Genomic DNA, 11,899 nt, shown 5'->3' on the forward strand with positions numbered 1-11,899 from the left:
GGCGGCGAGCAGGCCGCCGACGATGCGCGGGCCGTCCTGGGTGAGCACGGACTCCGCGTGGAACTGCATGGAGGCGAAGTGGGGGCCGCGCAGGGCGTGCACCTCGCCGGTCAGCGGGTCGCGGCTGACCTCGACCACGCCGACGCCCTCGCACTCGGCCTTGTCGTCCGCGCTGCGCGCCGCGAACGTGTTGTAGAAGCCGACGCGTTCGCGGGAGCCGAAGAGGTCGATCTCCTTCTGCACGCCCTGGTTGGGCACCTCGCGGCGGGCGAGCTCGAAGCCGAGCTGGAGGCTGAGCACCTGGTGGCTGAGGCAGACCGCGAGGAACGGCCGGCGCTCGGCGAGCAGGGTGCGCACCGCCCCGTGCAGATGGGCGATCTTGGGGTGGTCGCCCTCGCGGGGGTCGCCGGGGCCGGGGCCCATGACGACCAGGTCGTAGCCCTCGAAGTCGTACGGCTCGTCGAAGCGGCGCACGGTCACGGTCAGGCCCATGGCGCGCAGCTGGTGGTCGATCATCGAGGTGAAGGTGTCCTCGGCGTCGACGACCAGCACCCGGCGGCCGGCCAGCACCGGCTCGGTGCGCGCCCGCTCGGTGTCCTGGGCGAGCCAGAAGCCGGCGATGGTGTCGTTGCGCTGCTCCAGCGCCGCGCGCACGCTGGGGTGGCCGCCGAACCGGGTGCTGCCGCCCGATTCCAGGGCCGCGATCAGCCCGGCCGCCTTGGCGCGGGTCTCGGCGACCTCGGAGGCGGGGTCGGAGTGGCGGACGAGCGTGGCGCCGACGCCGATGCTCACCGTGCCGGAGCCGTCGATGTCGGCGGTGCGGATGAGGATGGAGGAGTCCAGGGTCTGCTCGCCGCGCGCGTCGCGGCCGATCAGCGCGATGACACCGCTGTAGTAGCCGCGGCCCTGGGGCTCGTACTTGCCGATCACGCGGGCGGCGCTCTCCAGCGGGCTGCCGGTGACGGTGGGCGCGAACATCGTCTCGCGCAGGATCTCGCGCGGGTCGCGGTCGGTGGTGCCCTCGATGAAGTACTCGGTGTGCGCGAGGCGCGCCATCTCCTTGAGGTAGGGGCCGACGACGCGGCCGCCCGTCTCGCAGATACGGGCCATCATCTTGAGCTCTTCGTCGACGACCATGTAGAGCTCGTCGGCTTCCTTGCGGTCGGCGAGGAAGTCCATGACCTCGGGCAGGCTGGGCCCCGAGGCGGGGTAGCGGTAGGTGCCGCTGATGGGGTTCATCACGGCGGTGCCCCCGCGGACGCTGATGTGCCGCTCGGGTGTCGCGCCGACGAAGGTGCGGTCGCCGGTGTGGACGATGAAGGTCCAGTAGGCGCCGGACTCGCGTTCCATCAGCCGGCGGAAGAACGTCAGCGCGTGGGCCGTGGTGTAGTCGCTGATGTCGGCGACGAAGGAGCGCTTGATGACGAAGTTGGCGCCCTCGCCCGTGCCGATCTCGTCGGCGATGACGCGGCGAACCGTTTCGGCATAGGCGTCGTCGTCGACGTCGAAGTGCCCGCCGGTCAGCGCGATGGGCGTGTCCGGGATGCGCGTGAGCACCTCGGAGACCGGGAGGGTGCTCTGGTCCGTCACCGTCATGGCGATCAGCGGGGCGCCGTCGTCGGCGCCGTGGAAGCCGCGCTCGGCGATCTGCCGGTAGGGCACGATCGCCAGCACCTCGTGCCGGGCGCCCGGCGTGGCGGCAGTGGTGCCGTCGTCCGCGGGCAGCGGGATCTCCGCGAGGGTGCCGGGCGTGGCGATCTCGCCGACGACGACGTCGAGGGCGCCGGGGCCGGTGGTCTCGGGTCGGTGGAGCAGGGCGAAGGCGGGCGGCCGCGGGCCCAGCACCCGTGCCAGCAGGTCGTCGGTCATGGCCGGTCCTTTCCGGGCGGCGCTCATGCGGCGGCCCCGTCGATGGTCGGAGCGGCGGACTCGCGTCCGCTCTCCTGGAGTTGGGCGAGAATGTCCTGGGTGGTGGCGACGACCGCGCAGCGCTCGGCCGCGTAGGTCAGGGCCAGCCGGTGGTACGCCTCGGAGAAGTCGGCGACCGCGTCGGCGACGAGGAACGGCTGGATGTCGTTGGTGTAGGCCTCGACGGCGGTCATCAGGACGCCGACGTGCGCGTAGACGCCGCAGATGACGAGCTGGTCGCGGCCGGCCGCGCGCATCCGCGCGAGCAGGTCGGAGCGGAAGAAGGCGCTGTAGCGCCACTTGGTGAAGACCCAGTCTCCCGGGGCCGGGGCGAGCGGCTCGACGACCTGGCGGTCGGCGGGGTCCACCCGCATGCCCGGGCCCCAGAAGTCCTTGAGCAGGCCGCGCTGTTCCTCGGTCATCCCGCCCGGCTGGGCGGTGTACGCCACGGGCATGCCCAGCGCGGTGCTGTTGTCACGCAGCAGCGCGGCGTTCCGTACCAGCTCGTCCCCCGGGCCGACGGCGGGGATGGGCTTGAGGAAGTAGCGCTGCATGTCGTGGACGAGCAGTACCGCGCGGCGGGGATCGACGGTCCACTGGGCGGTGTTCCCGGGCAGGTCGCCCGCTGCCGGCATCGGGTAGGGCTCGATGGGAGGGATGCCTGCCATGGTGGTTTCTCTCCTTGTGACTGGGTGGTTCGAACAGCCGCCACCGGGCCTGTCCCGGGCGGGACGATCTGTGGACAGGAAGGGGCGGTTACACGCCGAGCGTGGCCCCGCCGTCGACCGTCAGGACGTGCAGCGTGATGTGCGCGGCCTGGTCGGAGAGGAGGAAGGCCACCGCGTCGGCGACATCCTTGGGCGTAGCGATCTTGGCGAGCGGGATGCCCACCTTGTACGACCCCGGGTTGCCCTCGATGGTGGTCTTCTCATTGATGTCGTCGTTCCACATGGAGCTGAGCATCGGGGTGTCGGTGGACCCCGGTGCCACGACGTTGGCCCGGATACCGTGCTTGGCGACCTCCAGACCGAGGGTCTTGGTGAACATGGACGCCGCGGCCTTGGAGGCCGCGTAGGCCGCCATCGCCTGGCGGGGGGTGCCCGCGGCGTTGGACGCCACGGTGACGATCGCCCCGCGCTTGCGGGGGATCATGTGCTGGACGACGGCCCGGGAGAGATGGAAGACCCCGTTGACATTGACCGCGAAGATCGCGGTCCAGTCCTCACAGGTGAAGTCCGCCACCTCGCCCACCCTCAGCACACCCGCCGAGTTGACCAGGTACTCCACGGGGCCCAGCCGGGCCTCGATCTCGGCGACCGTGTCGATGACCTGACGACCGCTGGTGACGTCGCAGGCGAAGCCCTCGACGGCGAGGCCGTCGGCGGCCAGCTTCTCGACGGTCTCCTGCAGCAGGTCGGCGTCCCGGTCCACGGCCGCCACCAGCGCGCCCCTCTCACCCAGCGAACGGGCGACGGCCGCGCCGATACCGCCCGCCGCCCCGGTGACAAGGGCAACCTTGTTCTCCATGATTGTCTGGACCTCCCTACGCGCCGGCGGCGATAGGGTGCGCCGGCGATTGTCGGTTCCGGCTGCGGGTCGACGCCGCGGTTCAGCCCTGCCAGGCGGAGACCACGGCGATGGCCTGCTGGGGGTTGAGCCGGGGGTCGCAGAAGCTGGTGTACTTGTCGCCGACGTGGCCGAGGCCGGACTCGTCCTTGACGCACTCGGTGACGTCCTCGGGGGTGGTCTCCAGGTGGAGACCGCCCGCCACGCCGCCTGCCGTGCGGACCGCGCACTGGAAGTCGCGGACCTCGCGGATGACGGTGTCCAGCAGCCGGGTCTTGAGCCCGTCGGGAGCGGTGACCGTGTTGCCGTGCATCGGGTCGGTCAGCCAGATGACGGGGTGCCCGGCGGCCTTCACGGCCGCCACCAGCGGAGGCAGCCGGTCGGCGACCGCTTCCGCCCCCATCCGGGCGATCAGGGTCAGCCGGCCCTGCTCCCGGTCGGGGTCGAGCGTCTCGCACAGGGCGAGCAGCTCGTCGATGTCCATCTTGGGCCCGACCTTGCAGGCCACCGGGTTGTCGACCTCGGCGAGCAGCGCGACATGAGCGCCGTCCACCTGGCGGGTGCGCTCGCCGATCCAGGGCCAGTGGGTGGAGGTGAGCCAGGAGCGGCCCTCCTCGTCCCGCCGGACCAGGGGCAGTTCGTAGTCGAGCAGCAGCGCCTCGTGGCTGGTCCACACCGGCGGGCAGATGCCCGACCGCCGGGAGGGGTTGGCCCAGCCGAGGTGCGTCATGACCTCGCTGGCGGCGTGGTAGCCCGCCAGCAGCCGGCGCGGGTCGGGCCGGCGGCGGTCCGGGTGCGGCTCGGGGTCGTTGACCATGTGGCCGCGGTAGACGGGGAGTTCGATTCCGGCGACACGCTCGGTCGGGTTGGAACGCGGCTTGGCGTACTGGCCGGCCATGCGGCCCGCGCGGACCACCGGCTTGTGCGTGATCATCTTCATCACACCGGCGAGGACGTCCAGCAGCCCGGCCTTGCGGGCCACGTAGCCCGCGGTGGACTCCGCGGGGTCCTCGGCGCAGTCACCGGCCTGTACCACCTGGGACTCGCCCCGGGCGACCTGGGCGAGATGGGCGCGCAGCGTGCGCACGTCTCCGGCCCTCACGAGTGCGGGGCGCGTGGCGAGTTCCTCCCGGACCCGAAGCACCTGCGGGGCAGCGTCGCCCCAATCGGGCTGCTGCAGGGCAGGTTTGAGACGGGCGTCGAGCAGAGCATTGTTCACAGATGTCTCCCATAGCGAACTGACGTGAGTGCAACGGCCCCACGGGGCTTCGTTAATGGACTGCTCTCAAACAGGGTTGAACCACGGCAGATGGGTAAGGCTTCAAACTCCCTTCGGGTTTCGGTCCGACGCAGTCCGACGAGACCCGTTCGACACTTCTCCGGTTGTGTGATCTGTGGTTTGTTCCGGGTTTGTTCGAGGTGTGCCGGCCGACTGCGGGGTTATCGATCGTCGGTTCGGGGGCGGAGATTCCGCCATGTCCGGGGGAGCACTTCGTCACATGTCCGGGACTTCATCACATTGCCCACCGAGCACCCGTTCGACGCGAGGTGACGGAGTACGGTCCGGATTCTCGGCGCGGCCGCGTTCCGGCCTTACTGTCGTGGCCTCTGCCCTATGTATTTCCGCGACTGGCCCGGAGAGGGGGCATCGCTTCCATGGGAGAGCACACGGTGATTTCCAGTGACGAAGTCCTGCGCGAACTGATCGCGGAAGGCGTCTCACCGTGGCTCGACGGACTCGGCCGTTCACTGATCACTTCGGAATTCCTGGACCGTCTCGTCGCCGGCGGCGGCATCCGCGGCGCAACGACCGATATCACCGCCCTCGCCGACGACATGGCCACCGGCTCCGCCTACCACCAGCAGCTGTCCCACCTCGCCCACCGCTCCGTGCCCACGGACACCGCGCTGCTCGCGCTGTGCGCCTACGACCTCCGCCTCGCCTGCGACGCGCTGATGCCCGTCCACACGGCGACCCGCGGCTTCGACGGCCAGGTCTCGATGGACATCGACCCGGCCCTCTCGCACGACGCGGCCGCCACGGTCGCCGCCGCCGAGCGGCTCTTCGAGTCGGCCTGCCGGCCCAACGCCCTGGTCAAGATCCCCGCGACCGACGAGGGGCTCGTCGCCATCGGGCACTGCCTGGCCAAGGGCATCAGCGTGCACGTCACCCAGATCTTCTCCGTGCGCCGCTACGACGAGGTCGTCCACACCTGGTTCGACGGCCTGGAGCGCGCGCTGGCCGCCGGCGTCGACCTGACCGGCATCTCCTCGCTGGCCTCGCTGCCCGTCGGCCGGATCGACACCGAGGTCGACGCCCGCCTGGACGACCTGGACGCCCCCGGGGCCGCGGCCCTGCGCGGCACCGCCGCCCTGGCCACGGCCCGGCTGGTGTTCCGGCTGTACGAGGAGAGCCTGGGCTGCCGGCGCTGGCGCGCCCTGACGGCCGCGCACGCCCGGCCCCAGCGGCTGATGTGGAACATCAGCGCGTTCCCGCCCGCCCCCGCACCGGAGTCCGGTACCGCGGCGGGCGCCCATTACCTGCGGGAACTGGTCGCCTGGGGCACCGTCACGGCCATGTCGGCGGACACCCTCCGGGCGGCCGCCGGCCAGTGCCCGCTGGAGGGCGACACCCTCTCGGACGAACACCGGGCGGCGGGCGCGGTCGTGGACCGGCTGGAGCAGATCGGCGTCTCCTTCGACGGCGTGGCCAAGAAGCTGGAGGCGGAGAGCATGGACCATCTGGTCACCTCCTGGCGGAATCTGCGGTCCACGGTCGAGGAGAGATTGCGCGCACCGCGAGGACGGTCGTGACGGCCGGAGCCGGCCGGGCCGGTGGGCCCGGCCGGCCGGCGCGGCCTCAGCGGGCGACGGCGTCCCGCTCGCAGGAGCGCCCGGGGAACTCCTCACCGGCCAGGGCGACCAGCGGAGCGGCCTTGACGGCCGTCTCCTCGAACTCCTCCAGCGGGTCGGAGAGCGCGATGATCGCGCCGCCCACTCCGTACCGGACCCGGCCCGGAGTGACCACCGCCGTGCGGATGACCACGCTCAGATCGGCGGCGCCGCTCAGCGAGAAGTAGCCGATCGCCCCGGAGTAGACGCCGCGCGGTCCGTCCTCCAGCCGGTCGATGATCTGCATGGTGCGCGTCTTCGGCGCCCCGGTCATCGAGCCGGGCGGGAAGGCGGCCCGCACGCAGTCCACCGCGGACGCCTCGGCGCGGAGCTTCGCCCGCACCGTGGAGACCAGCTGGTGGGCCTTGGCGTAGCTCTCGATGCGGAAGATCCGCGAGGCGTCCACGGAGCCCACCTCCGCCGTCCGGCCGAGGTCGTTGCGCACCAGGTCCACGATGGTCAGGTTCTCGGCGCGGTCCTTCTCGCTGGTGAGCAGGGACTCCACGAGCGCCGCGTCCTCGTCGGGCGTGGCGCCGCGCGGCCGGGTGCCCTTGATGGGCCGGGACTCGGCCACGCGCTCCCGGTCCACGCTCAGGAACCGTTCGGGCGAGGTGGAGAGCACCGAGACGTCCCCGAAGCTCAGCAGCGCGCCGAAGGGGGCGGGGCTGGTGCGGCGCAGGAACCGGTAGCCCTGCCAGGGGTCCAGCTCGCCGTGCGCGGTCACCATGTTGGTGAGGCAGACCTCGTAGGACTCGCCCGCCGCTATCTCCTGCTTGCTCTCGTCGATCAGCCGCAGGTACGCGGCGCGGTCGTGACGCAGGTGCAGGGCGCCGAGCGCGTCGGGGCGGGTGACGGGGCCCGGCTCCTCGCCGGCGACGGCCCGCAGCCGCAGCGCGGCCGTCTCCAGCCAGGCACGGGCCGGGCCCTCGGCGCCCTCCTCGGCGAGCGCGAGGAGATAACTGGTGCCGGTGGCGTGGTCGAGGACCAGGGCCCGGTCGCCGAAGACCATGACGGCGTCGGGCTCGTCCGGGCGGTGGGCCCGGTCGCCACCGCACTCGGACTTCAGCCCGTAGCCGAGGTAGCCCACCCAGCCGAGGGCGAAGTCGAAGGGCAGCTCGGGCAGCTCGGTGCGGGTGGCCCGCAGGTCCTCGTCGATCCAGTCGAGGAACTCGCCGGTGACGACCTCGGTGCCGGCCGCGGAGCGGACGCTGACCGTGCTGCTCCACACGTCCGCCGTGGCGACGCGGGCCAGCGGCCCGGAGGCGTCGCCCATGACGGAGAACCGGCCCAGGCCCTCGTCGTGCCGGCTGCTGTCGAGCCAGTAGGCGTGCGGGCCCTTGCGGAACAGGTGCTCGAAGGCGATCTCGTCGTCCCAGTCGGTGGGCACGGTCTCCACCAGCAGCCGCAGCCGCCGCTCCGGCGCGGGGACCGGGACCGTCGGGGCCGGGACCGGGGCCGGGGGGTTCAGGGCCTGGCCGAGGGGCAGCACACGGGGCCGGCGGGCGCCGTGGCGTGCGCTGAGGTCCCGGAAGTTGGCCAGGAGCCGGTGCCCCTGGGTGCTGCGCACCGATTCGGGGTGGAACTGCACGCCCCACTGCGGGAGTTCGCGGTGGCGCAACGCCATGACGATGCCGTCGGTGGTCCAGGCGGTCGCCTCCAGGGTGTCAGGCAGCCGGTGGACGGCGAGCGAGTGGTAGCGCACCACGTCGAAGGGGGTGGGCAGGCCGTCGAAGAGGTCCGTCCCCCGGTGGACCACGGACGACACACGCCCGTGGTAGGGCTGCGGCGCCCGGCCCACCACTCCCCCGTGGGTCATCGCCAGCCCCTGGTGCCCCAGGCACACCCCGAGCAGGGGCAGGCTCCCCCGCTCGACGATCTCCCGGCAGATGCCGAAGTCCTCCTCCTCGCCCGGGGTCCCCGGGCCCGGGGAGAGGACGACGTTGTCGAAGGCGTCGAGGTGGCCGATGCGCCACGCGGGATCGTCGTTGAGGACGACCTCGGGTTCCCGGCCGTTGACCTCCGCCAGGTAGTGGAAGAGGTTGTAGATGAACGAGTCGTGGTTGTCGACAAGCAGAGTGCGCACGCGAATTCCCCTTATCGAAGAGCTGCCGTACGCAGCGACGGCACCTCCGCCGGGGTGACCTCGAGCAGCATGTGCTCGACGTCGTGCCGGCCTTCCCGCACCACCGTGCTGCGCAGCACCCGTATCCGGCGGTCGGCCTCGCCGGCGATCCGGAGCAGGGTGACGAGATCTCCTCGCGTGCTGAAGTGCAGCAGTATCGAGCCGCCCGGGGCGAGCCGGTTCGGCGCCTCCGCCAGGAAGCGGCGGTGCGCCTCGTATCCGGGGTCCACATAGGCGCGTTCGTGCATGCTGCGGTGGCGGTAATCCTCCGGTGCGAGCACGTAGTTGGAATGCCAGAATATGGTGTCGAAGCGTTCTTCCTCGTCGAGCCCCGAGAAGAGATCGCTCTGCTCGGTGCGCACACGCGAGAACACGCCGTGCCGGGCCGCGTTGGCCGCCGCGTTGAGTACGGCGGCGGGGTTGATGTCGGCGGCGACCACCCGCTCGGCGCCGGCCAGGGCGGCGGAGACCGCGATGATGCCGGTGCCGCAGCCGATCTCCAGCAGCGAACCGGAGCGCGGGACTTCCACCTCACCGGTCAGACCGAGGAAGTCCATGGAAATTCCGGTCGCGGGCGAGTAGATCGGAGCGAAGACCTCCGGCAGCAGATCCCACTCGCGGCCGTACATCGTGAATGTCGACGGGCGGTCCTCCCGCATCAGAGCCTTGCGGCTGCGCTCGAGCGAGAGCCTGTAGTCCCGTGCCTCCTGCATCCCCATCCCCCTTGGGCTCAGCGACAACTCCCGGCCCAGCGCCGGGTGTTCATCAACTTTCGCCCACGGAGACCGTCACCAGGAAGGTGATCCAGTAACACTCAACTCGACCCCGGCGGTGGTCCCGTCACCACCGTGCGGCTTGCGGGGTTCCAGTTCCTCGCCTACCTTGAGCGACCAAGGTTCGATCAAGGTTGACGCACTACCGCTGGGATGCATAGCTTCAGCGGCATACATGCCGTGGCACAATCCGTGCGGCTACGCACTGGGGCACCCGGGGGGGCATCGTGTCGCAAGCGCAAGGCGTACCCGAGTCTGGAGCATTAGCCGTACTCCGGCTTCTGGTCGAGGGAGCGCCGCTGCACCGGTACGAGGCACTGGTGAACGACGCCCGCCACAATGGCGTCACCGGAAGTTCCCTGGAGACGCTGGAACGTGCCAAGGAACTCGGGGTGACCATTCACTCCCTGACGGAGCGGCACCGGCAGCGGGAGGCCGGTCTCTCGGCTCTCGTCGACACCGCGCGCGACTTAGCGAATCCGCAGCACGATCTGGACTCGCTGCTGAAAGTCATCGCGCGCCGGGCCCGGCTTCTGCTCGCCACCGACATGGCATATATCGGCATGCCGGACGACGACCACCAATTCATCCACATACGCGCCTCCGACGGGCACACGACCGCTTTGAATCTGGGTCTTCGCATCCCGGGCGCGGGCGGTCTGGGCCGGGCGGTCCTCACCAATCCCTCGCCGATGTGGACCCCCGACTATCTGTCGGACGAACGAATAAGTCACGCGCCCGCGATAGACGACGTCGTGCGGGCCGAGAGGCTGCACGCCATCATGGCCGTGCCGCTGACCCGGGGCACCGAGCCGTTCGGCTCGCTCTATGTCGCCGACCGGAGCGTCCGGCATTTCACGGCGGACGAGGTCTCGCTGCTCAGCTCGCTCGGGGATCTGGCCAGCGTGGCCATCGAGCGGGCCCAGCTGCTGGGCCGGACCACGGCCCTGGTGGCGGAGCTGGAACGGCACACCTCGCAGGTGGAGGCCGGGCTGCGGGACGTGCGCGAGCTCAGCGAGACGCACAACCGGCTGATCCAGTTCGTGCTGGACGACTGCGACCTGGAGACCCTCGCCCTGGAGGCGTCGAAGGAGCTGAAGGCCGGGCTGCGGGTGTGCGCCGCCAACGGCACCGTCCTGACCACCGTCGGCGTCGTGCCCCCGGGCGAGGAGTCCGCGCTGGTACTGGCCACCATGGACGCCCACGCCGCGCGCGAGCCCGTTCCGCTGGACGGCGGTCTGTGGGCGATGCCGATCGCGGCCGGCGCGGGGAACCTCGGCACCCTGCTGGTGAGCCCGGAGCACGGCTGGACGGCCGAGGACGACCGGCTGCTGCGGCTCGTGGCCCAGGTGGTGGCCGTGCAACTGCTCATCGAATCCAGTCGTACGGCGATCGCGGAGGGGCAGGTGCGCGACGACTTCCTGAGCGATCTGCTCAACGGCCCCCAGCGACCGCCGCAGCTGCTGGACCAGCACGCCCGCCGGCTCGGTCTCGACCTGAGCAGACCGCACGTCGTCGTGATCGCCCGCCCCGAAGGAGACGCCCGGGGCAAGCCGGCCGTCTGGGCGTCCTCCTACGCCCACCGGCTGAGCGGGCTGAAGAGCATGCACAACGGTTGTGCCGTGCTGCTGCTGCCGGGGACGGACCCGGGGGCCGCGGCGCGGGCCGTGTGCGAGGAACTGACCCGGCTGCTGGACACTCCGGTGACGGTCGGCTCGGCGGGCCCGGTGTCGGGGCCGGCCTCCGTCCAGCACACCTTCCGGGAGGCCGTGCGCTGCCTCGACGCCATGACCGCCCTCGGGGTGATCGGCCGCTCGGCGTCCGTGCGGGAGCTCGGCTTCCTGGGCGTGCTGCTGTCCGACAGCCACGACGTCGAGGGGTTCGTCGACTCGGCCATAGGGCCGGTGATCGACTACGACCAGCAGCGGTTCACGGATCTGACCCGGACGCTGGAGACGTATTTCGACGCGGGCGGCAGTCCGACCAACGCGGCCAAGAAGCTTCATGTGCACCCCAATACGGTCGCGCGGCGACTGGAGCGGATCAGCGAACTCCTGGGACCGGAGTGGCAGCAGCCGGAGCGGGCGCTGGAGGTCCAGCTGGCGCTGCGGGTCTTCCGCGTCCGGCACAGCCTGCGCTGGCGCGAGACGCCCGCGGACGAGGAGACCCACGACCCGCCCCAGCATCAGGACACGTAGCCCAGTCGCCTGCCTTCTTCTTCCCGTCGGGTGAGTGCGGCGATGGCGTGGGCGGCGGAGGCGAGGGTGACGTGGCGGTGCCAGCCGCTGAAGGAACGGCCGGCGAAGTCGCGGATGCCGACCTCGTCGGAGATCTCGGCGAAGTCCCGGTCGACCCGCTGGATCAGCTTGCTCAGCCGCACCAGCGCCGCCGGCGGCACGTTCAGCAGGTCGGTCAGCCACAGCTCGCCGGGCCAGCGCCGGCCGTTCTCGCCCATGCCCAGCAGCAGCATGTCCCGCCGCCGCACCACCGGCTGCCCGGGCACCGCACCACGGTGCACCGGCAGCCCCACCCGCACCGCCGCGGTCAGCGAGGTCCGCACCGCACGCGCCGGACCGTGATCCCGCCACATCACCGGACGCCGCATGTCCCGCGCCGCCCCCATGATCTGATGCGCGGG

General features: G+C 71.3%; 8 protein-coding genes and 1 pseudogene. 2 read left to right on the plus strand and 7 right to left on the minus strand.

Annotated features, from left to right (window positions below):
• The 4 genes from AB0K09_RS21750 to AB0K09_RS21765 form a co-directional block, all read right to left on the minus strand.
• Positions 1–1,869 (minus strand): anthranilate synthase family protein (locus AB0K09_RS21750; RefSeq protein WP_366067036.1); only part of this gene is annotated, 1,869 nt, incomplete at its 3' end.
• A gap of 23 nt (positions 1,870–1,892) precedes the next feature.
• On the minus strand, positions 1,893–2,576 hold the full coding sequence (locus AB0K09_RS21755; protein WP_366067037.1) for an isochorismatase family protein: 684 nt from the start codon (positions 2,574–2,576) through the stop codon (positions 1,893–1,895).
• 88 nt (positions 2,577–2,664) lie between these two features.
• On the minus strand, positions 2,665–3,435 hold the full coding sequence (locus tag AB0K09_RS21760; protein WP_366067038.1) for a 2,3-dihydro-2,3-dihydroxybenzoate dehydrogenase: 771 nt from the start codon (positions 3,433–3,435) through the stop codon (positions 2,665–2,667).
• An 82-nt stretch (positions 3,436–3,517) separates the two neighbouring features.
• Positions 3,518–4,693, minus strand: coding sequence for a 3-deoxy-7-phosphoheptulonate synthase (locus tag AB0K09_RS21765; RefSeq protein ID WP_366067039.1), 1,176 nt, complete (start codon positions 4,691–4,693; stop codon positions 3,518–3,520).
• Between the two features lie 452 nt (positions 4,694–5,145).
• Between AB0K09_RS21765 and AB0K09_RS21770 the strand changes: the two genes are divergently transcribed.
• Positions 5,146–6,288: a transaldolase family protein gene (locus tag AB0K09_RS21770; RefSeq protein WP_366067040.1), complete on the plus strand. Its 1,143-nt coding sequence runs from the start codon at positions 5,146–5,148 to the stop codon at positions 6,286–6,288.
• Between the two features lie 46 nt (positions 6,289–6,334).
• On the opposite strand, the gene pabB is transcribed toward AB0K09_RS21770, so the two are convergent.
• Positions 6,335–8,449, minus strand: a complete 2,115-nt coding sequence (gene pabB, locus AB0K09_RS21775) for an aminodeoxychorismate synthase component I (RefSeq protein ID WP_366067041.1) — start codon at positions 8,447–8,449, stop codon at positions 6,335–6,337.
• Between the two features lie 11 nt (positions 8,450–8,460).
• Entirely contained in the window at positions 8,461–9,201 is a 741-nt protein-coding gene (locus AB0K09_RS21780; RefSeq protein ID WP_366067042.1) for a methyltransferase domain-containing protein, read from the minus strand.
• A 380-nt stretch (positions 9,202–9,581) separates the two neighbouring features.
• Here AB0K09_RS21780 and AB0K09_RS21785 point away from each other — a divergent pair, with 380 nt between their 5' ends.
• The gene (locus AB0K09_RS21785; RefSeq protein ID WP_366067043.1) at positions 9,582–11,459 is read left to right on the plus strand and encodes a helix-turn-helix domain-containing protein; all 1,878 of its coding nucleotides are present in this window, start codon (positions 9,582–9,584) and stop codon (positions 11,457–11,459) included.
• On the opposite strand, the pseudogene AB0K09_RS21790 reads toward AB0K09_RS21785, so the two are convergent.
• A pseudogene (locus tag AB0K09_RS21790) lies at positions 11,447–11,899 on the minus strand (transposase); the annotation flags it as partial. The gene AB0K09_RS21785 and the pseudogene AB0K09_RS21790 overlap by 13 nt on opposite strands.

The organism is Streptomyces sp. NPDC049577 (assembly GCF_040675635.1).
Classification (GTDB): Bacteria; Actinomycetota; Actinomycetes; order Streptomycetales; family Streptomycetaceae; genus Streptomyces.

Excerpts from the sequence above, each read along its gene's own strand:
- AB0K09_RS21755 (WP_366067037.1), bottom strand. The coding sequence starts at position 2,576 with ATGGCAGGCATCCCTCCCATCGAGCCCTACCCGATGCCGGCAGCGGGC.
- AB0K09_RS21760 (WP_366067038.1), bottom strand. The coding sequence starts at position 3,435 with ATGGAGAACAAGGTTGCCCTTGTCACCGGGGCGGCGGGCGGTATCGGC.
- AB0K09_RS21780 (WP_366067042.1), bottom strand. The coding sequence starts at position 9,201 with ATGCAGGAGGCACGGGACTACAGGCTCTCGCTCGAGCGCAGCCGCAAG.